The organism is Pseudomonas turukhanskensis (assembly GCF_027922365.1).
Classification (GTDB): domain Bacteria; phylum Pseudomonadota; class Gammaproteobacteria; order Pseudomonadales; family Pseudomonadaceae; genus Aquipseudomonas; species Aquipseudomonas turukhanskensis.
Genome location: NZ_BSFN01000005.1, coordinates 122008 through 147940 on the forward strand (window position 1 = coordinate 122008; position 25933 = coordinate 147940).

Consider the following 25933-nt stretch of genomic DNA (forward strand, 5'->3'; position numbering starts at 1 on the left):
TTACTCACCTCACGATGCAAAGGACCCCGCCATGATTCGTATGCCTCTGGCTACCGCCAGTCTGCTGGCCATCGCTATTTCCCTCGCCGGTTGCGGCGACGACAAGAAAGAGCAAGCCACCCAAGCAGCCGCTCCTGCTGCCAGCACCGCCGCTCCTGCTGCTGCCGCTACTGGCAAAGTCGATGAGGCTGCCGCCAAGGCCGTCGTCAACCATTACGCTGATCTCGCCCTGGCTGTGTTCACTGACGCCGCCACCACGGGCCACGCCCTGCAGAAGGCCGTTGACGCCTTTATCGCCGCGCCGTCGGCCACCACCCAGAAAGCCGCGCAAGATGCCTGGCTGGCCGCTCGCGTTCCGTACATGCAGAGCGAAGTGTTCCGTTTCGGCAACGCCGTGGTGGATGACTGGGAAGGTCAACTGAACGCCTGGCCGCTGGACGAAGGCCTGATCGACTACGTGGCTGCTGACACCCCGGCTGCCCAGGGCAACCCGGCTGCCACCGCCAATATCATCGCCAACAAAACCATCCAGGTTGGCGATGACAAAATCGACGTTTCCGAAATCACCGGCGAAAAACTGGCAAGCCTGAACGAGCTGGGCGGTTCCGAAGCCAACGTGGCAACCGGTTACCACGCCATCGAATTCCTGCTGTGGGGCCAAGACCTGCACGGCACCGGCCCAGGTGCCGGCGAGCGTCCGGCTACCGACTACGCCAAAGGCGCAGCGTGCACCCACGGCAACTGCGACCGTCGCGCTGAGTACCTGAAAGCGGCAACCGCTCTGCTGGTCAAAGACCTGGACAGCATGGTTGAGCAGTGGAAAGCCGGCGTTGCCGACAACTACCGCGCCACCCTGGTGGCTGAGGCCCCGGAAAACGGCCTGCGCAAAATGCTGTTCGGCATGGGTTCGCTGTCGCTCGGCGAGCTGGCTGGCGAGCGTATGAAAGTGGCGCTGGAAGCCAACTCCACCGAAGACGAACACGACTGCTTCAGCGACAACACCCACAACTCGCACTTCTACAACGGCAAAGGTATTCGTAACGTCTACCTGGGCGAGTACAAGAAAGTCGACGGCACCACCCTGACCGGCCCGAGCCTGTCGTCTCTGGTAGCCAAGGCTGACGCCGCGACCGACACCACCGTTAAAGATGACCTGGCCGCCACCGAAGCCAAACTGCAAGCGTTGGTCGACAGCGCCAACAAAGGCGTGCACTTCGACCAGCTTATTGCTGCCGATAACGCCGCCGGCAACCAGATCGTTCGCGACGCCATCGCTTCCCTGGTGAAACAGACCGGAGCTATCGAGCAAGCTGCTGCCAAACTGGGCATCAACGACCTCAAGCCAGACAACGCTGATCACCAGTTCTAATCGCCAAAATCTGGCTCACTGAACTGGAAACGGATGCGCCCACAAAGCGCATCCGTTTTTTTTTGCCTGTTTTTTACCCCCGCCTTTCACAACTTTTTGACCGTGTGACAATTAACCTCTCCGGCAAACGCTAATCCCTCTTATTTGAAATGGCCCATGCTGCTAAGCTTGCGCGCTTGTTTTCGTGGTCTGGAACACCCTTGATGCCCCGCGCGCGCCTCCCCCTGCTGCTTGCCCTGAGCCTGGTTGCCCTGAGCGCCTGTGACGACTCGCCGCGTTTTACCCAGGCCGAACCGGGTGAAGCCCAATCCGGCGGGCAAACCACCACGAGCACGCAGAGCCGTGAAGCCTTTATGCGGCCGTCGGAGAACCTCTCCCACGAGCGCCAACTGGACTTTGCCGTGGGCAATAGCTTTTTCAGAAGCCCCTGGGTTATCGCCCCCTCCACCACCACCGCGCGCGACGGCCTGGGCCCGTTGATGAACACCAACGCTTGCCAGAACTGCCATATCAAAGACGGCCGCGGCCATCCGCCTGAGGGCGACGACGATGTGAGCGCGGTGTCGATGCTGGTGCGAGTGTCGCTGCCGCCGAGCGCGCAGATGGCCCAGGTGATTGAAAAGGTCGGCGTAGTGCCCGAGCCGGTTTATGGCACCCAGCTGCAAGACATGGCCATCCCGGGCGTAGCTCCCGAAGTGCGCGTGCGCATGGACTACGAAACCAGCCAGGTGAGCTTCAAAGACGGCACCCAGGTGGAGCTGCGCAAACCGCTACTCAAGCTCAGCAACTGGGGCTACGGACCGATCAGCCCCGCTGCGCAATTTTCCCCACGGGTGGCGCCGCCGATGATTGGCCTGGGCTTGCTCGAGGCCATTCCCGATGAAGCACTACTGGCCAACGCCAGCGCGCAGAAAGCGGCCAACAACGGCATCAACGGCCAGCCCAACTACGTGTGGGACGACGTTCAACAGAAAACCGTGCTGGGCCGCTTTGGCTGGAAAGCCGGGCAACCGACCCTCAACCAGCAGAACGTACACGCCTTCTCGTCCGACATGGGCCTGACCACCAGCCTGCGCCCGTTCGACGAATGCACCGCCGCGCAAACCGCCTGCAAGGCGGCCCCCAGCGGCGGCGCGCCGGAAGTGAGTGACCACCTGCTCAGCCAGGTGCTGTTCTACACCCGCAACCTCGCCGTGCCGGCGCGCCGCCAGGTGGCAGACCCGCAAGTACTCGAGGGTAAAGGCCTGTTCCACCAAGCCGGCTGCCAGCAATGCCACACCCCGCAATACACCACCCGTAGCGACGCCGCCGAGCCGGAATTGGCCAACCAGGTCATCCGCCCCTACACCGACCTGTTGCTGCACGACATGGGCGCGGACCTGGCTGACAACCGCCCGGAATACAAAGCCAGCGGCAGCCAGTGGCGCACGCCGCCGCTATGGGGCATTGGCCTGACGCAAACGGTGAGTGGCCACACCCAATTTCTGCACGATGGCCGCGCGCGTAACCTGCTGGAAGCCATTCTCTGGCACGGCGGTGAAGCGCAGGCAGCAAAACAGCAGGTTCTCGCTTACGATGCCGGGCAGCGCGCTGCGCTGCTGGCTTTCCTGAATTCCCTCTAAAGGAGCCCATCGCCCATGCTTGGAAAAAAAATGTTCGCAAAGAACAAATTCCGTACAAAACTGCTGTTCACCAGCATCGCCGCCCTCGCTCTGGGCGCCTGCTCGCCGGCTGACCAGCAAGCGGAAATTTCCACGGCGCTGGCCAAGCAAGTGATTCTGCCGACCTACAGCCGCTGGGTAGAAGCCGACCGCGCGTTGGCCGCCAGCGCCCTGGCCTTCTGCTCCGGCAAAGCCGACCTGGAAAAAGCCCGCGCCGATTTCCTCGCCGCGCAAAAAGCCTGGGCTGAATTGCAGCCGCTGATGATCGGCCCACTGGCCGAAGGCAACCGGGCCTGGCAGGTACAGTTCTGGCCCGACAAGAAAGACCTGGTCGGCCGTCAGGTCGAGCAGTTGGTCAAAGCCCAGCCGAATATCGACGCGACCACCCTGGCCAAATCCAGTGTGGTGGTGCAAGGCCTGTCGGCTTACGAATACATCCTCTATGACAGCAAACTGGATTTGGCCAACGCCGAAACCAAAGCGCGCTACTGCCCGCTGCTGGAAGCCATCGGCCAGCGTCAGCAGAGCCTGGCTGAAGAAATTCTCGGCCGCTGGAACAACAAGGACGGCATGGTCGAGCAGTTGAGCAAATTCCCCAACCAGCGTTATGCCGACTCCCACGAGGCGATTGCCGAGCTGCTGCGCGTGCAGGTCACCAGCCTCGACTCGCTGAAGAAAAAACTCGGCGCGCCGCTGGGTCGACAAACCAAAAACCTGCCCCAGCCCTTCCAGGCCGAAGGCTGGCGCAGCAACACCTCGCTTAAAGCCATTGGCGCCAGCCTGGCAAGCGCCGAAACCCTGTGGCAGGGTGTGGATAACCACGGTATCCGTGGCCTGCTGCCGGCCGAGCAGAAAGACCTGGCGGCCAAGATCGACGCGGCCTATGGGGAATCCAAGCGTCAGCTTGCCGCCCTCGACCGCCCGCTCACCGAACTGCTCGCCGACGAAGCCGGGCGCAAGGCCCTGAACGACTTCTACGACAGCCTCAACGTGGTTCATCGCCTGCACGAAAGCGAGCTGGCCAAAGCCCTCAACATTCAACTTGGCTTCAACGCCAACGATGGTGACTAACATGCTCCGCCGCCATGTCCTGGGCCTCGGCAGCCTGCTGCTCGGCGCACTGACGCTCGGCGGCTGGACCGTAAGCCGCAACGGTAAAAACCCGCTGGTGCTCTCCGCCCGTGATGACAGCAACGGCAAACACTACGCCGTCGGTTATCGCCTGGACGGCACCCAGGTGTTCGCCACCGAAGTCGGCCAGCGCTGCCACGACGTGGTCGAACACCCAAGCGAGCCGATTGCCCTGTTTGTGGCGCGTCGCCCCGGCACCGAAAGCTACCTGATCGACTTGCGTGACGGCCGTTTGCTGCAGACCGTGAAGTCGCAGCCCAATCGGCACTTCTACGGCCATGGCGTATTCCATAAAAGTGGCGAGTGGCTGTACACCACCGACAACGACACCACCGACCCCGGCCGTGGCCTGCTCACCGTGTACCGCTACGAGAACGGCCAGCTGCACCACAGCGGCGAGCTCAGCACCCACGGGTTGGGCCCGCACCAGGTGTCGTGGATGCCAGACGGCGAAACCTTTGTGATCGCCAACGGCGGCATTCGCACCGAAGCCGAAAGCCGCAAGGAAATGAATCTGCACGCCATGGAACCCAGCCTGGTGCTGCTAAAGCGCGACGGCACGCTGATCTCCAAGGAAACCCTGAGCCAGCCGATGAACAGCGTGCGTCACCTGGCCATTGCCAGCGACGGCACCATCGTCGCCGGCCAGCAATTTATGGGCGACGCCCATGAGCCGGCCGAACTGCTCGCCATCAAACGCCCGGGGCAACCCTTCCAGGCGTTCCCGCTGGAGGCCGAGCAGCGCGACGCCATGGCCCACTACACCGCCAGCGTCGCGGTGCACAACGACCTGCGCCTGGTGGCGCTGACCGCGCCGCGTGGCAACCGCTTCTTTATATGGGACCTGGACACCGGTGCCGTTCGTCTGGATGCGCCGTTGCCGGATTGTGCGGGTGTGGGTGCGGTAAAAGACGGCTTCGTGGTCACCTCCGGCCAGGGTCGCTGCCGTTTGTACGACTGCCGCAGCGCCAGCATCAGCGCGCAGCCGCTCGATCTGCCGGCCGGGCTGTGGGACAACCACCTGCACCTTAAGCTGGCTTGATCGGGTTCCAAACCGTCACCTCCGACGCTCAGCGCATCCATCATGGCCATTCGCCAGAATTCCCCCGCGGCGCTTAAGTACAAACGCTTGCAGCCGACTATATTGAGACAACACCTGTGCGCTCCAGGCCATCAAGCTCGGCGGACAGTTTCAACGTGTCCTGTCGTCAGTGAGCTACATGGAAGTTAAGACGCCTCGCACCTAGAGCCAACCGGTGTTTAGTCATTACCGTCCCCGAGAGGCGTTACCCATGTTTCTACAAAACTCCCTGCGTGCGCAGATTCTTGCCCTGTTGGGCGGCAGCCTGCTGCTCACGGTCGTCATTGCGCTGGCCTGCTTCAGCTTTCTTTCCGGCGGCATCCAGAACTACCGCGGCCTGCTCGATGGCCCGCTGCAGGAATCGCAACTGGTCGACCAGGCCAATATCGAATTCAAATCCCAGGTGCAGGAATGGAAAAACGTGCTGCTGCGGGGCAAAGACCAGGCCGCGCAAGACAAGTACTGGGGCCAGTTCGAGGACCAGGAACGCAAGGTGCAGGACATTCTCGGCAAACTGGTTGCCGAGACCGGCGATGACGCGGCGCTGAAAAGCCAGGTTGAAAAACTGCGCAGCGAGCACCAAGCCCTCGGTGCGGCTTACCGCAAAGGCAAAGCCGCTTTTGTCGCCGCTGGCGCCGACCCCACCGCCGGCGACAAGGCCGTGCAAGGTATCGACCGCGCCACCAGCGACCAGATGGGCGCGCTGGTGACCCAACTGCATCAGCGCAGTGAAGAACAGGCCAAAGCCATCAGCGCCAGCGCTGACCGTACCGTGTGGCTCGGCACCGCCGTGCTGCTGGGTGCCAGTGTGCTCATTGCCCTGCTCAGCCTATGGCTGGTCAACCGCAACCTGATTACCCCCATCAAAAGCCTGATCGAGCACATTGGCCGTCTCAGCCAAGGCAACTTCGGCCAGCGCGTCGACACCAGCCGCCGCGACGAATTGGGCAACCTGGCCGTAGCCGCCAACACCCTGCGCGATTTTCTCGCCGACACCTTCACCCGCCTGCAACGCAGCACCAGCGAACTGGACAGCGCCAGCGGCGAACTGAACGCCATCGCCACCCTGATGGCCCAGGGCACTGCCGAGCAATTCTCGCGTACCGACCAGGTGGCCACCGCCATGCACGAAATGTCGGCCACCGCGCAGGAAGTGGCCCGCCACGCCGCCGACGCCGCCCGCGCCGCTGACGATGCCGACCATTCTTCGCAACAAGGCAGCAAGGTGATGGGCGCCACCATCCAGACCATTACCGCCATGAGCGGTGAAATTGCCAACACGGCAGACGTCATCCGCCGCCTGGAAACCGACAGTGGCCGTATCGGCAAGGTGCTGGAAGTGATCCGCGGCATTGCCGACCAGACCAACCTGCTGGCTCTGAACGCCGCCATCGAAGCCGCGCGTGCCGGTGAGGCCGGCCGTGGGTTTGCCGTGGTGGCCGATGAAGTGCGCACGCTGGCCCAGCGTACGGCGCAGTCCACCGCCGAAATTCATCAGATCATCGACACCGTACAAACCGGTGCGCTGAACGCAGTGAAAGCCATCGAGAGCGGGCAGAACCGCAGCGAGGAAGGGCTACAGCAAGTGACCGAGGCCGGGAACATGCTGCACAACATCACCCAGGCGGTAGAAGCCATTCGCGATATGAACCGACAGATCGCCACAGCCGCCGAAGAGCAAACCTCGGTGGCCGAAGACATCTCGCGCAACCTCACCGAAATCACCGCCATTGCCACCACCAACCAGGAGAACGTGGTGCGCACCGAAACGGCCAGCGTGAACCTGCGTGGTCTGTCCGGGCAGTTGAGTGATGTGACCCAGCGTCTAAGCGCTTAAGGCGCTCCATGTGTAGGAGCCAGCTTGCTGGCGAATCCTGGAAACGACCCTCGCGAGCGGTGCTTGCAGGGTTCGCCAGCAAGCTGGCTCCTACATGGACTTGTTGGTCCTTCCCCCGGCAATCATTTGCAAACCCCGGTTTTTGACTTGGCCGCCGCACTGGGACTAAGGTACGCGCCTTGCCTATTCCACAGGCCCATTTTCCCTGCCAAGGAACCGGAATATGTTGCTCCGCCGCTTTATCATCACCCTCGTGGTGATGGCACTGGTTATTGCCGCGCTCGGCTATGGCTGGTGGACTCACCTGCAAACCCAGATCGCCCAATTCACTGCACCCAAACCGGCTATCAGCGTGTCTGCCGCCCGCAGTGGTGAGCTGCAGTGGCAAAGCCGTTTGCCCGCCATTGGCACCCTGAAAGCCCTGCAAGGCGTGGACCTGACAGTGGAGTCCAGCGGCACCGTGCGCGACGTGCTGTTCCGTTCCGGGGAAAAGGTCGAGCTGCACCAGCCAATCGTGCAACTGGACAGCGAAGTGGAACAGGCCACCCTGGCCACCTCCGAAGCCGAACGCGGTCTGGCCCAGCTTGAATTTGAACGGGCCCGCAGCCTGGTCAGCCGCCAAGCGCTGTCCAAAAGTGAATACGATCGCCTGTCGGCCGAATTGCAAAAATCCAACACCCGTGTCGCCCAGCTCAAAGCCATCCTGGCCAAGAAGCGCATCATCGCGCCGTTTGCCGGCACCATCGGTATTCGTCAGGTAGACGTCGGCGACTTCGTTTCCAGCGGCACCATCATCGCCACGTTGCAGGACGTCAGCAGCCTGTACGTCGACTTCTTCCTGCCCGAACAATCGGTGCCCCTGCTCAAGCTCGGCCAGCGCGTACGTTTTGTGGTGGCGGCCTACCCCAAGGAAAGCTTTGAAGGCGAGATCAACGCCATCAACCCCAAGGTGGATAACGCCACCCGTAACGTGCAGATCCGCGCCGTGCTGAGCAACCCCGACAGCAAGCTGCTGCCCGGCATGTTCGCCAATCTGGAAGTGCTACTGCCCGAGCAGGCCCTGCGCGTGGTGGTGCCGGAAACCGCCATCACCTACACGCTCTATGGCAACTCGGTGTACGTGGTCAACGTGAAGAAAGATGAGCAAGGCCAGGACGTCAAAGACGACAAGGGCCAGGCGTTCCTGCAAGTGGAGCGCCGCTTCGTCGAAACCGGTGAGCGCCGCGATGGCCAGGTGGTGATTCTCAAGGGCCTGCAAAAAGACGAACAGGTGGTGACTGCCGGCCAGCTCAAGCTGGATAACGGCGCCCACGTGACCATCGTCGACGACAAGGCACTCCTGAACAGTCCGACCGGCAAGTAAACCCTGCTGGCGAAAGGAAGCACCGCTATGGCTTTTACCGATCCCTTTATCCGTCGCCCGGTGCTGGCCACCGTGGTCAGCCTGCTGATTATCCTGCTTGGCTTTCAGGCCTTCAGCAAACTGACCATCCGCCAATACCCGAAGATGGAAAACGCCCTGATCCAGGTGACCACCGCCTACCCCGGCGCCAACGCCGAGACCATCCAGGGCTATATCACCCAGCCGTTGCAGCAAGCCTTGGCAAGCGCCGAAGGCATCGACTACATGACCTCAGTCAGTCGCCAGAACTATTCGGTGATCTCGATTTACGCGCGCATCGGCTCCGACAGCGATCGCCTGTTTACCGAGCTGTTGGCCAAAGCCAACGAGGTGAAAAACCAACTGCCGCAAAATGCCGAAGACCCGGTATTGAGCAAAGAAGCGGCTGACGCCTCGGCGCTGATGTACGTGAGTTTCTACAGCGATGAGCTAAGCAACCCGCAGATCACCGACTACCTGTCGCGGGTCATCCAGCCCAAGCTCGCCACCCTGCCCGGCATGGCCGAAGCGGAAATTCTCGGTAACCAGGTGTTCGCCATGCGCATCTGGCTGGACCCGGTGCGCCTCGCCGCCTACGGCATCACCACCCAGGAAGTGAACGACGCAGTACGCAAAAACAACTTCCTCTCCGCTGCCGGTGAAACCAAGGGCGAGTACGTGGTCACCAGCGTCAACGCCACCACCGACCTCAAATCCACCGAAGCCTTCGCCGCCATCCCGGTGAAAACCGTCGGCGACAGCCGGGTGCTGTTGAAAGACGTCGCCCGGGTGGAAATGGGCGCGGAAAACTACGACTCCATCAGCTCCTTCGACGGCACGCCCTCGGTCTATATCGGCATCAAGGCCACCCCCAGCGCCAACCCGCTGGAGGTGATCAAGCATGTGCGCGCCGCCATGCCCGAGCTGGAAGCGCAGCTGCCGCCGAACCTGAAAGTGTCCATCGCCTACGACGCCACCCTGTTTATCCAGGCGTCCATCGATGAGGTGGTCAAAACCCTGTTCGAAGCCGTGCTGATCGTAATCGTCGTCGTGTTCCTGTTCCTCGGCGCCTTCCGCTCTGTGCTTATTCCGGTCATCACCATTCCGTTGTCGATGATCGGCGTGATGTTCTTTATGCAACTGATGGGCTACTCCATCAACCTGCTCACCCTGCTGGCAATGGTGCTCGCCATCGGCCTGGTGGTGGACGACGCCATTGTGGTGGTGGAGAACATTCACCGGCATATCGAAGACGGTAAAACGCCGTTCAATGCGGCCATCGATGGCGCCCGTGAAATCGCCGTGCCGGTGATTTCCATGACCATCACCCTGGCCGCGGTCTATGCGCCCATCGGCTTTCTCGACGGCCTTACCGGCGCACTGTTCAAAGAGTTCGCCCTGACACTGGCCGGGGCGGTCATCATCTCCGGCATCGTGGCCCTGACCCTGTCGCCGATGATGTGCTCCAAACTGCTACGCCACGAAGAAAACCCCAGCGGCCTGGCGCACAAGCTCGACAGCATTTTCGACAGCCTGAAAGTGCGTTACCAACGCGTGCTGCACGGCACCCTCAACACTCGCCCGGTAGTGGTATTTGTCGCCATCGTGGTGCTGTGCCTGATTCCGATCATGCTGAAAATGATCAAGAGCGAACTGGCGCCGGACGAGGACCAGGGCATCGTATTCATGATGGCCAGCGCGCCGCAGCCGACCAACCTGAATTACCTCAATGCCTACACCCAGCAGTTCCCGAAAATCTTCAAGGAGTTCCCCGAGTACTACTCCTCGTTCCAGATCAACGGGATCAATGGCGTGCAGAGCGGCATCGGCGGCTTCCTGCTCAAGCCCTGGAGCGAGCGCTCACGCACGCAGATGGAATTGCTGCATGACGTGCAAGGCAAGCTTGGCGAAATTCCGGGGCTGCAGATTTTCGGCTTTAACCTGCCCTCCTTGCCGGGCACCGGTGAAGGCTTGCCATTCCAGTTTGTGGTGAACACGCCCAACGACTATGAGTCGTTGCTGCAGGTAACCGAGAAGATCAAAGAGCGCGTACAGAAGTCCGGCAAATTTGCTTTCCTCGACGTTGACCTGGCCTTCGACAAGCCGGAAATCGTGGTGGATATCGACCGCGCCAAAGCCGCGCTGATGGGCGTGGACATGGAAGACCTGGGCGGCACCCTGTCCACCTTGCTGGGCGAAGGCGAAATCAACCGCTTCACCATCGACGGCCGTAGCTACAAGGTGATCGCGCAGGTCGAACGTGCCTACCGCGACAACCCGGGCTGGCTCAGCAACTACTACGTGAAAAACAGCGCCGGCCAGATGGTGCCGCTGGCAACCCTGATCACCATTCACGACCGCGCCCGCCCCACCCAGCTCAACCAGTTCCAGCAATTGAACTCGGCAATCATCCAGGGTTTCCCGATTGTCAGCATGGGCGAAGCCATCGACACCGTGCGCCAGATTGCCCAGGAAGAAGCGCCACGCGGTTTTGCCTTTGACTTCGCCGGTGCCTCGCGCCAATACGTGCAGGAAGGCAGCGCGTTGTACGTGACCTTCGCGCTGGCGCTGGCGCTGATCTTCCTGGTGCTGGCGGCGCAATTCGAAAGCTTCCGCGACCCGCTGGTGATCATGGTCACGGTGCCACTGTCGATTTGCGGGGCGTTGATTCCGTTGTTCCTCGGCTACTCAAGCATGAACATCTATACCCAGGTCGGCCTGGTGACGCTGATTGGTCTGATCACCAAGCACGGCATTCTGATCGTCGAGTTCGCCAACCAGTTGCGCCGTGAGCAGGGTCTGTCCCGTCGCGCCGCCATTGAAGAAGCGGCGGCGATTCGTCTGCGCCCAGTGCTGATGACCACTGCCGCCATGGTATTCGGCATGGTGCCGTTGATTCTCGCCACCGGCGCCGGCGCGGTAAGTCGCTTCGATATCGGTTTGGTGATTGCCACCGGGATGTCGGTGGGCACGCTGTTCACCCTGTTCGTGCTGCCGTGCGTGTACAGCTTGCTGGCCAAGCCGGATGCCAAAACCGAAGCCGAGCCGGTGGCGGTCCAGGACAGCGGGCCGACGCAACCGCTGATTTCCTAAGCTTTAAAGCCCCGCTTCTGCGGGGCTTTTTTTGCGCCGATCGCGAGCTTTAGTAGGTAGGAGCCAGCTTGCTGGCGAAGCTTTTGATCTTCCCCCGTACTTCTGCAATTTGCTCTACTACCCCATTGGCGAACACTCGGATGGCCGCCCCATAGCGCCGACAAAACAAGGATGCCCCCATGTCCAACACCGTTCTGATCACCGGCTGCTCCAGCGGCATTGGCCGCGCCCTGGCTGACGCCTTTCAGGCCGCCGGCTACCGCGTATGGGCGACCGCGCGCAAAGCCGCGGACCTCGCCGCGCTCACCGCCGCCGGCTTTACCGCCGTGGAACTGGACGTCAACGACAGCGCCGCCGTTACTCAATTAGCCGAGCGCTTGAGCGCTGAAATCGGTGGCCTGGATGTGTTGATCAACAACGCCGGTTACGGCGCCATGGGTCCGCTGCTGGACGGCGGGCGCGAGGCGCTGCAACGCCAATTCGACACCAACGTATTTGCCCTGCTCGACGTGACCCGCGCGTTGTTCCCCCTGTTGCGTCGCAGCCGGGGTGTGGTGGTGAATATTGGCAGCGTGTCGGGCGTGTTGGTCACGCCGTTTGCTGCTGCCTACTGCGCCTCAAAGGCCGCCGTGCATGCCCTGAGCAATGGCTTGCGTATGGAGCTGGCGCCCTTTGGTGTACGGGTACTGGAGGTGCAGCCGGGGGCGATTGCGTCGAGCTTTGGTGCCAATGCCACGCGTGAGGCGGAGCAGTTGATTGCCGAGGATTCGCCATGGTGGCCGATTCGTGAAGGTATTCGGGCCCGGGCACGGGCCTCGCAAGACAATCCGACGCCGGCCAGCGAGGTGGCGCAGGAGATTCTCGCTGCGGTGCAACGGGCCACGCCACCGCGGTTGGTGCGGGTGGGCAATGGCGGGCGGGCGTTGCCGTTGTTGGCGGCGTTGGTGCCGCAGGGGGTGTTGGAGTGGGTGTTGAAGAAGAAGTTTGGGTTGGCGGGGAAGTTGTAACGCCACACTGTTTTTGTAGGGTGTGCTGTGCGCACCTTTTCGTTCTCCTGGCGGGCGGTGATTTTCTTCATTACCGCGCGTGCTGAACGTTTTTTTTCGCGCCTTACGCGCGAGTTTCTTTTTCCAGTCGATGAAAAAGAAACCAAAAAATCTTGCCCCTACCTGGGCCCTACGCTGCGCTTCGGGTTCCCTCGCTGCATCGTCGCTCCAGGGGCCGGGCTGAAGGGCCATCCATGGCCCTCATCCCTCTCCGCGGCTCCCGGCCGCTACGACCCCTTACGCAACGACTCCACTCGGCCTGGCGCTCAAGGGGCGGGTAGATCACAAGCGATAGATCAAAAGCCAGATCAACAGCCCCTCACCCCCGGCCCCTCTCGCCTGCCCGGCCGGCCTAGCGGGCGAGGGGTGACGTTTGGTCTCGATCGCGTAGGAGCCAGCTTGCTGGCGAACCCTGGAAAAGGTGATTCGCGACCTGCGTTTGCAGGATTCGCCAGCAAGCTGGCTCCTACGAAGTACTGCCCCCCTCTCCCGCGTGCGGGAGAGGGCTGGGGTGAGGGGCACTTGATCTGCTTTTGATCTGGCTTTTGATCTACCCGCCCCTTGAGCGCCAGGCCGAGTGGAGTCGTCGTGGATGGGGTTTAGCGGCATGGATGCCGCGAGAGGCACGATGGGCCAGGGACGGCTCGTCGTGGCGTGCCCCGGAGCGGCGATGTAACGAGGGTAGTTTCACGCAGTGAAAACCCAAGGTGGGGGCAGATTTTTTGGTTTCTTTTTTATGGTGCGGCATTCCGACGACTGGAAAAAGAAACTCGCGCGTAAGGCGCGAAACAAAACTCCCCGCAGACGCGGTAATGAAGACCTACACAAAACGAAAGCAGACATTCACGGATAACTAAACTTCTTAACCATCGTCAGCTCCCCAGTAGCCCGCATCGGCACAATAAACGACTCCTGCTTTTCATTGGCCGTGCCTTCCTGAGTAATCACCGTCACCTGCGCCGTGGTCAGAATCTGCGCCGGCGTCTGGGCGCCCTCTTCATCCTCACTCGACCCGCCACCAAAGTAGTTCACATACACCAAGTACTCACCGGCCAGCGGCGTAGGCGATGCAAACATCTCCGGCCCGAACCCGGTCGTCACGTCCACATCCAGCGCGCCGCCATTGGCGGACGAGCGATCCCCGTACCAGATATGCCCGCCGTCAGGCGTCACCACGTGCAAATCCAGGTCGGTGTTGTCGCTGTCCCACGACAGCACTACCCGCAGTTTCGCCGCTGTCTCGCCACTGCCGCGGTTGTAGAACTGCACCCGGTGTTTGGCCGTGCCCTCGGCATTGCGCACTTCCACGCTGTTGCTGCCCGAGGGAAACACGAACGGGCGATCAAAGCTGCCGTCTTCCTGCACCTTGAGCGGCATGCTGATGCCATTGACGATCAATCGCGCAGGCTTGCCGGCATCCTTGGGCGTGGCCTTGATCTGGCCGGCGATGCGCGCGGTATTGGCCTGGTCGGTAGCGCTGTTTACGGAGGAAGCCGGGTAGTTCACTTCCTGCATAAAGTGCGCGCCCTCGTCCGAGCCTTTGCGCCAGCCGCCGACGGGCGTGTCGATTTGCACGCCGTCGGTGGCATAGGCCGCAGCCAGTGGCAGGCAGGCGAGGAACAGGGCGATTTCAGTCAGGCGTACACGCATGGGGCTATTCCAGAAGTAGGTGGCGGGCGAGGCCTTCGATATAGGTTTCATCCTGGCCGTTGGGGTGTGCGGCAAAGGCCAGGTGCAGGTATTCGTGGGTCAGGTCGAGGCGGTCCTGCAATGAGTACAGGCCGCGCACAAAAATACGTTGGCGTTCACGGTCGACATGGGGTTTGCCGCCGTTCAATTGGCATACGGCAAAGTCGCTGGTCTCCACATACCCGAGTTCGCCTTGCAGGCGTTCGCGCCAGCCGGGTTGTTGTTTTTTCAGCCAGGTTTCGGCGTTGGCCAGGGCTTGGCAGGCGGCGATGGGTTGGTCCCAGCGGCTCAAGCTGGCGCGTGGAAAGGCGCGGGCAAGAATGGCGTCGTAACGCAGCCCCTGCCCCGCTTGTTCCACGGCGCTCTGCCAGGCTAAACGGTCGGGCCCGGCCTTGTCGCTGTGGTAGTTCACCGGGCTGCCGGCCAGCACCAGGTCGCTGGTCCAGGCGGCAATCTGCCGCGCGCCGTCGCTGGCCGGGCGCGGCGCCACGCGTTGACTGGCGCTGCTGTCGGCAATGCTCAGGCACTCGCCGCTGCGGGTGGCGCTTTGCAGCAGGTAGGTGCGGATGGTGATGGCCAGGGCTTTGGCGGCTTCGACCGGTTGTGCCGAGGCTTCGCGGTCGAGCACGCGGGCGACGTAGTCTTCGCGGCTCAGGCGTGCCGTAAGCTGGCCGTCGGCGCCGACAAACAACTCACCTTCGCTGGTAATGGGCAGGCGATTGCCGTTGGCAAATTGCACCTCGTAGTCGCCGCGCAAAGCCCCCGCGCCCACCAGTTGTCCGGTGCCTTTGTGGCGCACCTGGCGCACCGGGTAACGGGCGAACAATTGCACTTGTACGCATTGCCCCGCGTCCTTGGGTGCAGCGGCGGGCAATGCGCTGCCAAGTGCTTGGGCGTAGTCCTTGAGAATGCGTTGACTGGTGCCCGTGCCGCCGGCCCACACCGGCGTGCCGTCCACCAGCCAGCCGGCGAAACCACCTTGGCGCGCCTTGGCATCGTGGTCGGCCAACCAGCTCCAGGTTTTCACCCGCAGCCGACCGCCAAGGGCGCCCAAAGTGATGCCTTCAGGTGCATGCAGCATCACATCAAGCAGCACCCGCCGTGCCTGTTCCTGCGCTGGCAGGCTGCCGAGCTGTTGCAGCAGTTCGGCCACCGGCACGCGTTGCTGCGGCTGTAGCCTGGCCATGTCACTTATCCACAGCGGCGCCTGGCGTTGCTGCCAGTAGCCGTGCCAATCGGCGGCATTGAGCTTGAGGTTGGCGGGGGAGAAATACAGGCCGCAACTTTGCGTCAGCGCCTGGTCGCGTTCGATGCGTTCACCGGCTTTGCAGCAGTACACCTCGTCACGGTCCTGGCCTTTGCAGGTGTAGCCGACCTCGGGTTTGCCGGTGTCGACCAGGTAGGCGTAAACGAACAGTTTCCACAGGCTGCCCAGGGACGCGCTGAGATCACTCGGCAAAGGCCCGCGACTGAGTACGTTCTGGTGGTTGAGTTGCAGCAGTTGGGTGGCCGGCGGCGCGCCGATGGCCAGTTGCAGCGGTGCTTCCCCAGCTCGAACGAGCAGGGGTAGCAGCGCAATGCACAACCAGCCCAGGCGCACGGTTTATTCGACCTTCAGGCTGCCGTAGCTAGGTTCGCTTTCCAGCGCCTGATCCTGCGGGGCGTACATGCGCACGTAACGCGCCGGCGGCAGGGAGAATTCGCCTTTCTGCGAGAAGCGCACCAGGTGGCGCACGGTCAGGCCGCCTTGCAGGCTGTCCACCGGCACGGCGTACAGCAGCTGGCCGTCTTCGTGGCGGGCTTTTTCCAGCGGGGCAGCTTCTTCGGAGTCCAGACCGCTTACCTGAATACCCCAGGTGGTGCGCTCCACGTCGGCACCCGGCGGCAGCGGCACTTCCAGCAGGCCATAGCGCAGGGCGCGGGTGTCTTCGCTGCTGAGGTTCACTTCGTCCAGGTACAGGTCGTCGCCGGAAATGGCATCACCCTCCCCCACTTCCTTCACGCTGAATTCGAACGCGGTATCACCCGGCACCAGACGCAGCAGACGACGGCTCAGGGTCACCGGCAGCACGCCCGGTTTGCTCTGGGCGCTGCGGTAGCTGAGGGCGACGTTTACCGGCTCAGTAATCGAGGCCGGCAAGTCGAGCGCGCTCGGCACGCCTTTGCCGGTCCATACCCACTGGCTTTCACCGCTTGGGCGTTGCTGGGCTTGCCAGCCTTCACCCGGTTGCAGTTCGCTAGGTGCGGTTTTTTGCTGGCTGGCCGCTTGCAGCCAGGTCAGCGCCAGGGCGCGTTCGAGGGTCGACTGTTCCGGCGCCAGGCGTTGCAGCAATGCCTTGGCCTGAGCTTGGTCAACACCGGCCAACTTGGCCTTGAGGCTGGCAACGAACGGATGCTCGCTGGCGTTCACCAGCGCTTGCGCCTCGGCCAACTGCGCACTGAATGCAGCCGGCTGATTCACCTTGCTGTGTTTCGCCAGGTCGGCCGTCAGCACGCGGGCAACGGCCAGGCCCAGTTTGGAGTTTGGCGCGGCAAGAATCAGGCTGGTCTGGCCGTCATCGCTGGGCGTTTCTTCCTCCGCTGGCTGCACGCTCGCGACATCGGTACGCGGTGCCTCGGCAGCCGCTTCACCGTCAGTGGCCGCTTCAACTTTCGCCGCCACCTCAGCATCGGCCTTGGCCTGGGCGTCGTGGTTGGCCAGATCGGTCATCAGGCCGTCCACCAGGGTATTGATCGGCAGTTGCATGTCCTTGGCGAAAGCCAGAATCAGCGCCCGTTGCAGCAGCGGTGTAGTGCTCGCCTGCTTGGCGTAGATATCCATTACGCGCTGCCAATGATCGGCCGGCAGGCTCAGCTCAAGCGCCTGGCTGGCGTACCAGTCGGCGTAGTAGGCGTAAGCGGTCAGGAAGGCATCCGGCTCAGCGCCCTGGCCCCACCAAGTGAACAACGCTTCGGGTCCGGCCATTTGCACCAGACGCAGACGGCTGTTCTGCATGATCAGGCGCAGGCGGTCGGTGACGCGTTTTTCAACCCGGCCGCCGTCGGCATTGCCCACCTCGGCTTTGCTCAGCAATGGATACGCCAGGCTCAGCGGCAGCAGGCGGCTGGCGGTTTGCTCCACGCAGCCATACGGGTACTCCAGCAGGTCATCAAGGTTGCTGTTGAACAGGGCTTGCGCGCTGTCGTCCAGACGTACGCTGATGTCAGTGGCATCGCTCGGCAGTTGCAGCGCATTGGCGCCGGCATTGGCTTCGATACGCTGGGTTTGCAGGTCTTGCCAACCTTTGCCGACGCTACGCAGCGTCACGCTCAGGGCATCCACCGGTTTGCCATCGAGCAGCAGCTCGGCTTTCCATTCACCGCCAACCACCGGCACCTTGGGCAGCGGCAGGTAGTTGATGCCTTTGTCCAGGTCGATGGTGGTGCGTTTTTCCTGGCCGTTGAAGTGGCTGACCAGCTCGGCTTTGGTCGCTTGCTCGCCTTGGTTAAAGACAAATACGCCCATGGCCGGTTGATCGTCGGTACGGAACTGGGTCGGGCCGCTCCACTTCAGGTACAGCGGTTTTTCCGAGCGGATAAATTGTTTCTTCTGCCCCACGGTGCCGGCGTCGCTGACCGCGCGGGCGGTGATGCGCCAGCGGGTGAGCGAGTCGGGCATGCGGAAGGTGATTTTCGCGTGGCCGGTGGCATCGGTCACCAGGTCGGGCTGCCAGGCAGCGGTGTCGACTTCTTCGCGACGCGGGCGCTCCAGCACTTTTACGCTGCGGTCGCTGCGGTTGGCTTTGCCCGGCGCCGTGGGCGAACCCGGCAAGGCCACGTCGTAGCTGATAAACGACAGGCTGGCACTGGTGCGCACGTTGTTGCGGCGCGGGTGGTAGAAGAACTGGTCGATGCTCGGCGCAATTTCTGGCTGCAGGGCGTAGATCATTTCATCCACCACGCTGACGGTCAGCCGCGTGCCCACCGGCTTGCCGGCGAACTGGGTGCTGAGGTCGATGGTCACCAGTTCGCCCGGTTGGTATTGCTCTTTGTCGGCGGCGATGGCGATGTCGATCTGCGGCGCGGCCACTTTGATGCCGGCGTTCTGGAAGCTGTAGTCGCCGCCTTTTGTGTACAGGGCGGAGAAGGTCAGGTTCGGCGAGAACTGCTCGGTAACCGGGATGCGCGCGCGGTATTGGGTGTCACTGAGTTTTTCCAGTTTCAGCCAGTCGGCGCCTTTGGATAGCAGCGCGGTGGCTTCCACCGAATCACGCTCCAGGGTCAGCAGGGCATCGCCTACCGGCTCTGGGAAGGTGATCAGCGCCAGGGCTTCGTCGCCGGCTTTGTAGTCGGGTTTATCCAGCACGATCTCGATGGTGCCGGCGACGGCTTTCACGCCTTCGCCGCTCACCGAATGGCCGGTGGCGCCGAGGATCAGGCCGTGGTCGTCCTTGATGGTGATGCTGTAGGAACCGGGGCGCTCGAAGCTCAGGTCGAAACCGTCGGCATCGGCCGCCAGACTGCCTTCGTCTTTGCTTTGGTCCTCCAGGCGTACCCACTCGTAGTGCGCCGGTTTATGGCTTTCTTTTTTCTGCCCTTGGGCGGTTTCGCTGCGGTAGGTGAAATGCACCTTTTCGTTGGCGGCACTGAAGCGCTGCGGGGCGCTCAGGCGGTAACGGGCGGCACCGCGCTCGATCAGAATTTCCTTGCTGGTTTTCACCCGGTACGCCGCGCCATCGCTGGCGAATACGGTCAGCAGGTAACGGCTCGGCTTGTCGGCGGCCGGCAGTTTCAGTTCGGCACGGCCCTGGCTGTCGGTGGTGATTTCGGTGGTGGCCAGCTCAACCGGGAATTGACCGAGGTATTGCAGCTCGTTGTCGATCATCGACAGCTGTTGCGCGCGCAGGGTCAGCTGCACCTTGGCGTTCTGCACCGGCTTGCCGTCGGGGTAAACGAGCACCAGATTGCCCTTCACTTCTTCACCGGTGCGGAAGTCTGGCTTGGCCAGGTCCAGGGCGATTTCGAAGTGCGGTTTGATGTAGTCGGCGACGCGGAAGGCGCTGCTGTATTGCTGGTCGCGGTAGCCGAAACGCAGTTCGTAACCACCGGCCACGGCGTTGTTCGGCAACTGGAAACGGCCTTGGCTACCGGCCTTGCTGTCCATGTTCAGGTCGAGGGTTTGCAGGGCGGTGCCGTTGGCGTCCAGCACGGTGAGTTTCACCGGGGCGCTGGTGGGGGCTACCGAATCACGGGCGTTCTTGAATTCACGGCCGAGGATTTTCACTTCCACCCAGTCGCCTGGGCGGTACAGCGGACGGTCGGTGAAGGCGTAGAGCTTGGTGTCGTAAATTTCGCTGTCGTAATAGAAGTTCTCGGAGACGAACACGCCGCCTTCGCTGTCTTCACCCAGTACGTACGAACGCTCGGGGCTGGCGTGTTTCAGGCGCAGCAGGCCCTGGTCATCGGTGGTGCCGCTGCTCATCACGCCCAGGCCGTCGCTCCACAGCACCTTGGCTTTGGGTACTACGCTGCCTTCGTGTTTGCGCGCGGTCCACACCAGCAACTCGTCGCCGGCAATTTTGCTGACGGCCATGGTGTTGGAGACGAACACCATGGTGGTGGCGCGGTATTTACCCACCAGCGCTTCCACCAGGTACAGGCCGGGTTTCAACTTGCCCAGCGGGATATAGACGTTGCCCGGGTTAACGGTGACAAAGTCGCTGGACGAACCGGCCAGTTCCACGCCCTTGGGCGGCTGGATGGCTTTGGCGTCCCACAGCGGATAGCGGAATTGCGCCACCAGCGGCAGGCCCTTCATGGGCGCGAATTGCGGGGTGTTTTCGTATTGGGTCGGCGTGGCGATGGCCGTGCCCATTTTCAGTTCTGGCGCTTCTTCGGTGACATTCTTGCGCGACTCGTAGGAGAACGCGCGCTGCATCACGCGACGGGATTTGCGGTACCAGTTGTCCCACAGGTACGACAGGGTATTGGCCAGGCCTTCGCCTTTGAACTCACCTTCGGCGACCACGCGGTGCAGGTTTTTCTGGCGCTTCAAAAATTCCAGCGGCTGGTCGATGCGGTACACGCGCATGTCCACGCCACCGTAGGGTTCCATGGTGTAGCGACGGTAATCGCGGCCGGGCGCTTCAAGGCGCACCTGGGCCACTTCGTCGGTGGCAAAACTCGAGTCTGCCAACAGGAAGAACGACTCGCCGGCCATGGGCGTGTAACCGCTGGGGTTCACGCTGTCTTCGGCGTGCAGGCTGGCGAGCGGCAGCAATACGCTGGCCAGAAGGGCCAGGCCCAGGCGACGCACACCCGCTTTACGGGAAATCATCGAGCAAGAAATTGCAGACGATAAATGCCTATAAAGTTGGGATTGGATTCGTCGGGTATCCATCGGGTGTCCTTCCATGTCATGAGTTGTTGCACGCTGACCGAACGCATGCCGTTATCGGTCGGTGTGGTGGTGCCTGTGTGGTATGCGATTTCGCGGCCCATCCAGATCATCAGATGTTGCTCATCGCCCTGGTCGAAAAAAATCAGATCGCCGGGCCGCGCCTGGTTGAGGTCGCGGCCCAGAAATTGGCTGTTGTACTGAATAAGTTTGATCGCGTTGACGTACGGGCCGACCTTGCCGCCACCTTGCTGCCACTGCTGGGCCAGGCTGCGTTGGGCGTCTTGCAGTTGCAGCTCCGGCGGCAGGTAGCGGTTGCTCAGGCCATTGGCGCGCAGCCACTTGGCGTCGTGCACTTTCAGCGCTTCGTTGGCCGCAAACCGTACCAGGCCGGCACAGTCTTGCTGGTGCCAGCGCGGGCTCGGGCCCTGGCGCAGTTGCTCCTGGGCAATGCGCACGAACCAGGCACGAAACACCTGGGACTGCTCGGCGTCCAGCGGAGCAATGGCCGCTGCAGTGGCGCAGGCGAGCGTGGGCAGCAACAGGCTACCCAGCAGCACCAGCGTCATGGCCGCGCGTGATCTCACAGTGAACGCCACTCCAGCGGCAGCCATTGCCAGTTGGAATCCGGCGCAGCGTCGGCTGGCAGGGTCAGCGCGTAGTTGTTGTGCCCGGCCAAGGCTTTGAGCTTGGGCAGCAACAGGGTTTGCGCGGCGTTGCGGAACACCGGCTCCATGTCGCTGGGCAGCGCATCCAGGGTTTCTTGTTCAAACAGCGTGGAGAGCGTGGACGGCGCCAGGTAGGCCGGCACGACCGCGTCTTTGGGCAGCACGTCGGCCAGCGGCGGGAAGCGTTTGTCCAGGGCGTCGAGGCCTTTGGCAACCAGGGCATCGTCCAGGGAGAAGAGCAAAGTCGAGCCTTTGCGCACCAGGCTCACGCGAAAGAAACCGGTGGTGAGCATGGCATCGGGCACGTCCGCTTCGCTGATGGGGTATTGGCCGAAGTTGGAGCTGACTTCGCGTTGCCAGACATGGCCGTCGTCGCGCGTTTCGTCCTTCACGGGAAAGATGCCGCCCTCAACGTTGGATTCCCAGGCGCCGACTACCGAGCCAAACAGTTTGCCAAGGTTGGCATCCAGGTCGCTGCCGGCCTTGTCGTCCAACTGGCCGACCAGCAATGGGCTGTGCAGGCGCGAGTTGGGGTACCAGCACAGGCCGGCGGCGCCGGTCAGGTGTTCGCTCAGCTGCTTGGCCACGGCCGGCTCAGCACCTACTTTGGCGAGCATTTTTTCGTGCACCGCCGGCGCCACTGGCAGGGCGACGCAGGCGCTGGCGCCCATGGGCATGGCGCGCCAGATGGGGCTGAAGTCGAGGTTGGTTTTGTCGCCGCTATCGTTCAGGGCCAGGTAGCTGTGCCAGCCGGCACCGTCCATTTCAAAGCGCAGGCCGGCGAAGCTGGGGATAAAGCGCTGGTAGCCCATGGCAACGTAGTCGCTGCCCAGCGAAATCCGCTGCTTGACGTCGCCGCGCTCTTTGAGGCCAAAGCCTTCGGCAAAGGCGGCGTCGCCATTGAGCATGGCTTCCACGGCCTCGGTGGCGCCCTCGCCCAGTTGCGCGCCGTCACTGTCGCTATCGAGCAGCATGCCGGGGCTGGAGAGCATGACCAGCTTGTCGCCGTAGCTGGCGAACAGCAGCGCCCGCTCGCCGTTGTAGCGCAGGCGGTACAGCGGCACGGCGTCGCCGTCCACGTTGAGTTCGGCCACCTGGCGCAGTTGGGTATCATCGGTGGCGATATGGGCCAGCGGCTCCAGCAGACGGGCCAGGCCGCCGCGCTCCATCAGCACCATAAAGTTCTTCAGCTTGCCATCGGCACCGCGCCACAGGGCGACCTGTGCGGGCTGGTCGAGCAGTTGCTCGATCAGGCTGTCCTGCAGCTTGAGGTCGTGCTCGTAGATGATGCGCCGCAGGCTGCCGGTGATGCCCAGGCGATCCGGATTGGACTCGTAATAGAACACCAGGTCTTCAGTGAGGGTGTCACGCAGCAGCGGCACGGCCAACAGGTCTTTGGGCAAGCGGGCCAGGGATTCGCTTTCGATCAGCACTTGCGGGCGCTGCAGGTCCAACTGCAGCTCACTGCTTTCGGCCAGGGTGCGCGGCGGCGCCATATGCTGCTGCCACCAGGCGAGCACGCCGGCGCCGGCCACCAGCGGCACGGCAATGGCGACGGCGATCAATGCGCGACGCTTGCGCCCGGCCTTGCCTTCCAAGGGAAGGGCTTCCCCGCTTTGGGTGGTGTTCTCGCTCATGTATGCAAACCCCAATTCGTCCGTGCTACCGCGTTGAATCAATAGTTGAAAGACTTGATCAGTTGTAAGTCACCGATACCGCGCAAGGGCACGATAAAGGTCTCGCGTTTTTCGTTCGGCGTGTTTTCGTTGAACACCAGGCTGATTTGCGCGGTGATCACCTCGTTCTGGTTGCTGCCTTCGGTGAAGTTGTAACCCTGGCTGTTGAGGTTGCCCCAATAGTTGACGAACACCAGGTAGCGACCGTGCAGCGGCGCGGTCATGGTGAACATCTCGGGGCCGGGGCCGTCGACGCTGTCAGTATCCAGGCCGCCGCCGTTGCTCATCACAGGGTCAGCCCAGAAGGCGTGCTGGCCATCGGGGGTGACCACATGCAGGTCGAGCTCGGCTTTGGGGTCGTCCCAGCCGAGCACGATGCGCACCCGCGCCGGGGTCTTGTTGAAATTGGCTTCATAGAACTGCACGCGCTTGAGCGACTGGCCGTCGCCGCTGACCACTTCCACGCTGTTGGAGCCGGCGCCGAAGTTGTAGGGGCGCACGAAACGGCCTTGCTCGTCGGTGTACAGCGGCAGCGGGTTGCCGTTGACGACGAGGCGATGGGGCTGGCGGGTGCCTTGCAGGTTTTTCAGGGAGCCTTCGATCAGGCTGCGGCCGCGCTGGGCGCCGCGGTCGATGGGCGGAGTCGGGTAGGTGACGCGGGCGTCGTCGGCGCGATCAAGCAGGCCGGAATAACGCCAGCCGGCGACCGGTCCTTGCAGATCAACAGCGGGCTCGGCCATGGCGTTGGCGCACAGCGCGGCCAGGCAAAACAACAACACGGAGCGCATGCATAATCCTTTAGACGCGCGAGAGCCGGCAAAGGTATCCCTAGCTCAGAAGCCTGACAATGACCGTTCGACACAATTTGCAAGAGTTACCAAGTGGCTCACAACGCCCAGGCCACAGCGCTTACATCCAGCCGCCCCATTGCAGGAACACGATGCCGATATTGGTGGTGATGGCCGCCACCAGCGTGGTGATGACAATGATGGCCGCCGCCAGCTCGTGGTTGCCGTTGGCCGCCTTGGCCATGACAAAACTGGCGGCCGCCGTTGGGCTGGCGAAGTACAGGAACAGCACGCCCAGATCGGCGCCACGAAAACCAAACGCGAAGGCCCCGGCTGTAGAGATGATCGGAAGCCAGACCATCTTCATCAGGCTCGCACTCACCGCCAGCGCCCCACTCTTGCGCAACGAGGCGAGCGACAAGGTGCCGCCGATGCAGATCAGCGCTAGCGGCATGGTCAGTTGTGCCAGGTATTCGCCGGACGTGTTCAGCCAGGCCGGCAGCGGAATCTGCCAGTAAGCGAAGGGAATAGCCGACAGCACACCGATGATGAGCGGGTTACAGATGATGCTTTTGCTGATGCTCCACACATCCGACTTGGCGCTCGGGCTGTAGATGGCCAACACGATGGCCGACAGGCTGTTGTAAGAAAGGATCACCACGCCGGCAAGAATGCCGCCCAGCGACAGACCGTAGTCACCGTACAAGCTGGTGGCCAACGCCAGCCCGATGATGCCGTTGTTGCCGCGAAAGGCGCCCTGGGTGTACACGCCACGGTCAGCCAGAGGCACGCGCCAGATAGCCCACGCCCAAACCAGCCCAAAGCCCACCACCGTCGCCAGCACAAAGTAGCCAAGCACGGCGGGCTGCATAGCGGTGCGCAGGTCGGCGTGAATAATCGCCAGAAACAGCATGACCGGCATACTGACGTTGAACACCAGGCCCGAAGCGGTGTTGATAAACGCACCGTCGATCAATGCCAGGCGTTTGAGGAAAACGCCCAGAAACAGCATGGCAAACACCGGCATGGTAATGCCGAAGGTGGCGGCGATGATCGCGAACATGGGAAGCAGAACCAGGCGGGTGTCGTTAGGGGGCTAATGATAAGCCAGGGAAGAAACGAGCGCGACCTGGGTTTTCGCGTGCAGAAGCGAGGCGAACGCCGCCACGCGGGCGGCTCTTCGGGTGGGGAGATATTAGCGCGTGCCGCCCTGAGCGAGCCCAAACATCAACAGCAGTAAGTCCTGGTCGGGCCGAACGGCAATCTTGGCTTTGAGATTGGGTGGCATCGAACACTGGTTCCTGGCTGACACCGAATGCAGCACCGAAGGGCCCGGCTCATGCCAGGCCGCCGCCGCCAATGAGGCCACGCCCAACGCGCCGATGAGGAATACACCTCGTGCAATATCTAGCTTCATGTCACAACCCTTTGATAGCGCTGCCAAACGCTGTGGAATGACCATAGATAACTTGTTGCCAGTCTGCTTCGCTCCACGACGAATGGCGGCGCAATTGACGCAGATCGTGACGAGCGGCTTGTTTGCGGGTGAGCCGACGGCGGGACTTTTCCAGATCCAGCATGCCCACGTCGAACGTGGCCGCAGCCCCCTCGCCTTCCACACGGATAAAGACGTGCTTGGAGTACAGGCAGTTGTGCTGCCAGCGCGCGTTGTTCATACGCGCAATCATCGCGCCGACCGCCTGCATCACTTTCTGGTGAAACGCCTCACCATGACGCTCGCGACCGCCAGCAGCGTGCCACTGATCGATTTCGATAAAGCCTTTGAGCTCGGCGGTAACCAACAGGGCGCGCCAGGTGTGGTCGGCGTCGCGTTCGGCACCGCAGTACACCACTTGCGGCACATTGATACCCAGGCGACTGAAATGCTTCAGGGCATTGAGCTCACGCAAAACCGTGGGACGCCCAAAGGGGTGCAGGACGCTGTGGTAGATATGCCCGACCTGGCGCTTGGCATACAGCAAGCTGCCTTCGTTGTTACGGATACGCTGTACACCACTGGTACCGCCGCGCCTGCTATTGGGTTCTTCCACCCATTCGCCCTGTTGTTGCCACCATTGTTCAAACAGGCCGGGAGCCGGCGAGTGCAGCGCTGCAGTCATGCGTGTATGTCCTGTGC

17 protein-coding genes are annotated in these 25933 nt (G+C 62.3%); 8 read left to right on the forward strand and 9 right to left on the reverse strand.

Translation table 11 applies throughout. The features are described 5' to 3' along the window. Window positions 1-31: 31 nt before the first annotated feature. From PKE98_RS10960 to PKE98_RS10995, 8 genes are all read left to right on the forward strand, one after another. Complete coding sequence (locus PKE98_RS10960; protein ID WP_271195326.1) at window positions 32-1369, forward strand: imelysin family protein; 1338 nt, start codon at window positions 32-34, stop codon at window positions 1367-1369. A 203-nt stretch (window positions 1370-1572) separates the two neighbouring features. Next, entirely contained in the window at window positions 1573-2991 is a 1419-nt protein-coding gene (locus PKE98_RS10965) for a di-heme oxidoreductase family protein (RefSeq protein ID WP_271195327.1), read from the forward strand. Window positions 2992-3021: 30 nt separating this feature from the next. Next, window positions 3022-4101 carry an imelysin family protein gene (locus PKE98_RS10970; protein WP_271195328.1) on the forward strand — a complete coding sequence of 360 codons (1080 nt, stop codon included), beginning with the start codon at window positions 3022-3024 and terminating at the stop codon, window positions 4099-4101. Window position 4102: 1 nt separating this feature from the next. Then, on the forward strand, window positions 4103-5203 hold the full coding sequence (locus tag PKE98_RS10975; protein ID WP_271195329.1) for a DUF1513 domain-containing protein: 1101 nt from the start codon (window positions 4103-4105) through the stop codon (window positions 5201-5203). Between the two features lie 250 nt (window positions 5204-5453). Continuing rightward, on the forward strand, window positions 5454-7079 hold the full coding sequence (locus PKE98_RS27310; RefSeq protein WP_271195330.1) for a methyl-accepting chemotaxis protein: 1626 nt from the start codon (window positions 5454-5456) through the stop codon (window positions 7077-7079). 223 nt (window positions 7080-7302) lie between these two features. Beyond that, complete coding sequence (locus PKE98_RS10985) at window positions 7303-8442, forward strand: efflux RND transporter periplasmic adaptor subunit (RefSeq protein ID WP_271195331.1); 1140 nt, start codon at window positions 7303-7305, stop codon at window positions 8440-8442. A 27-nt stretch (window positions 8443-8469) separates the two neighbouring features. Then, complete coding sequence (locus PKE98_RS10990) at window positions 8470-11553, forward strand: multidrug efflux RND transporter permease subunit (protein WP_271195332.1); 3084 nt, start codon at window positions 8470-8472, stop codon at window positions 11551-11553. 179 nt (window positions 11554-11732) lie between these two features. Then, on the forward strand, window positions 11733-12560 hold the full coding sequence (locus PKE98_RS10995) for an SDR family oxidoreductase (RefSeq protein ID WP_271195333.1): 828 nt from the start codon (window positions 11733-11735) through the stop codon (window positions 12558-12560). 882 nt (window positions 12561-13442) lie between these two features. On the opposite strand, the gene PKE98_RS11000 is transcribed toward PKE98_RS10995, so the two are convergent. The 9 genes from PKE98_RS11000 to PKE98_RS11040 form a co-directional block, all read right to left on the reverse strand. Next, window positions 13443-14249 carry a YfaP family protein gene (locus tag PKE98_RS11000; RefSeq protein ID WP_271195334.1) on the reverse strand — a complete coding sequence of 269 codons (807 nt, stop codon included), beginning with the start codon at window positions 14247-14249 and terminating at the stop codon, window positions 13443-13445. A 4-nt stretch (window positions 14250-14253) separates the two neighbouring features. Next, complete coding sequence (locus tag PKE98_RS11005) at window positions 14254-15882, reverse strand: DUF2300 domain-containing protein (RefSeq protein WP_271195529.1); 1629 nt, start codon at window positions 15880-15882, stop codon at window positions 14254-14256. A gap of 9 nt (window positions 15883-15891) precedes the next feature. After that, the gene (locus PKE98_RS11010; protein ID WP_271195335.1) at window positions 15892-20604 is read right to left on the reverse strand and encodes an alpha-2-macroglobulin family protein; all 4713 of its coding nucleotides are present in this window, start codon (window positions 20602-20604) and stop codon (window positions 15892-15894) included. After that, window positions 20601-21233 carry a DUF1175 domain-containing protein gene (locus tag PKE98_RS11015; protein WP_271195336.1) on the reverse strand — a complete coding sequence of 211 codons (633 nt, stop codon included), beginning with the start codon at window positions 21231-21233 and terminating at the stop codon, window positions 20601-20603. The genes PKE98_RS11010 and PKE98_RS11015 overlap by 4 nt, the downstream gene beginning before the upstream one ends. 14 nt (window positions 21234-21247) lie before the next feature. Next, window positions 21248-22969, reverse strand: a complete 1722-nt coding sequence (locus tag PKE98_RS11020) for a DUF2138 domain-containing protein (protein WP_271195337.1) — start codon at window positions 22967-22969, stop codon at window positions 21248-21250. Between the two features lie 38 nt (window positions 22970-23007). Continuing rightward, entirely contained in the window at window positions 23008-23796 is a 789-nt protein-coding gene (locus PKE98_RS11025) for a YfaP family protein (RefSeq protein WP_271195338.1), read from the reverse strand. Window positions 23797-23917: 121 nt separating this feature from the next. After that, window positions 23918-24859 carry an AEC family transporter gene (locus PKE98_RS11030; RefSeq protein ID WP_271195339.1) on the reverse strand — a complete coding sequence of 314 codons (942 nt, stop codon included), beginning with the start codon at window positions 24857-24859 and terminating at the stop codon, window positions 23918-23920. Between the two features lie 132 nt (window positions 24860-24991). After that, the gene (locus PKE98_RS11035) at window positions 24992-25213 is read right to left on the reverse strand and encodes a hypothetical protein (protein ID WP_271195340.1); all 222 of its coding nucleotides are present in this window, start codon (window positions 25211-25213) and stop codon (window positions 24992-24994) included. A 1-nt stretch (window position 25214) separates the two neighbouring features. Then, complete coding sequence (locus PKE98_RS11040; RefSeq protein ID WP_271195341.1) at window positions 25215-25916, reverse strand: lipopolysaccharide kinase InaA family protein; 702 nt, start codon at window positions 25914-25916, stop codon at window positions 25215-25217. Between the last annotated feature and the right edge of the window lie 17 nt (window positions 25917-25933).

What these genes read in the sequence shown, in the direction of transcription:
- PKE98_RS10960 (WP_271195326.1), top strand. Translation starts at nt 32, where the DNA reads ATGATTCGTATGCCTCTGGCTACCGCCAGTCTGCTGGCCATCGCTATT.
- PKE98_RS10965 (WP_271195327.1), top strand. Translation starts at nt 1,573, where the DNA reads ATGCCCCGCGCGCGCCTCCCCCTGCTGCTTGCCCTGAGCCTGGTTGCC.
- PKE98_RS10970 (WP_271195328.1), top strand. Translation starts at nt 3,022, where the DNA reads ATGTTCGCAAAGAACAAATTCCGTACAAAACTGCTGTTCACCAGCATC.
- PKE98_RS10975 (WP_271195329.1), top strand. Translation starts at nt 4,103, where the DNA reads ATGCTCCGCCGCCATGTCCTGGGCCTCGGCAGCCTGCTGCTCGGCGCA.
- PKE98_RS27310 (WP_271195330.1), top strand. Translation starts at nt 5,454, where the DNA reads ATGTTTCTACAAAACTCCCTGCGTGCGCAGATTCTTGCCCTGTTGGGC.
- PKE98_RS10985 (WP_271195331.1), top strand. Translation starts at nt 7,303, where the DNA reads ATGTTGCTCCGCCGCTTTATCATCACCCTCGTGGTGATGGCACTGGTT.
- PKE98_RS10990 (WP_271195332.1), top strand. Translation starts at nt 8,470, where the DNA reads ATGGCTTTTACCGATCCCTTTATCCGTCGCCCGGTGCTGGCCACCGTG.
- PKE98_RS10995 (WP_271195333.1), top strand. Translation starts at nt 11,733, where the DNA reads ATGTCCAACACCGTTCTGATCACCGGCTGCTCCAGCGGCATTGGCCGC.
- PKE98_RS11000 (WP_271195334.1), bottom strand. Translation starts at nt 14,249, where the DNA reads ATGCGTGTACGCCTGACTGAAATCGCCCTGTTCCTCGCCTGCCTGCCA.
- PKE98_RS11010 (WP_271195335.1), bottom strand. Translation starts at nt 20,604, where the DNA reads ATGATTTCCCGTAAAGCGGGTGTGCGTCGCCTGGGCCTGGCCCTTCTG.
- PKE98_RS11015 (WP_271195336.1), bottom strand. Translation starts at nt 21,233, where the DNA reads ATGACGCTGGTGCTGCTGGGTAGCCTGTTGCTGCCCACGCTCGCCTGC.
- PKE98_RS11020 (WP_271195337.1), bottom strand. Translation starts at nt 22,969, where the DNA reads ATGAGCGAGAACACCACCCAAAGCGGGGAAGCCCTTCCCTTGGAAGGC.
- PKE98_RS11025 (WP_271195338.1), bottom strand. Translation starts at nt 23,796, where the DNA reads ATGCGCTCCGTGTTGTTGTTTTGCCTGGCCGCGCTGTGCGCCAACGCC.
- PKE98_RS11030 (WP_271195339.1), bottom strand. Translation starts at nt 24,859, where the DNA reads ATGTTCGCGATCATCGCCGCCACCTTCGGCATTACCATGCCGGTGTTT.
- PKE98_RS11035 (WP_271195340.1), bottom strand. Translation starts at nt 25,213, where the DNA reads ATGAAGCTAGATATTGCACGAGGTGTATTCCTCATCGGCGCGTTGGGC.
- PKE98_RS11040 (WP_271195341.1), bottom strand. Translation starts at nt 25,916, where the DNA reads ATGACTGCAGCGCTGCACTCGCCGGCTCCCGGCCTGTTTGAACAATGG.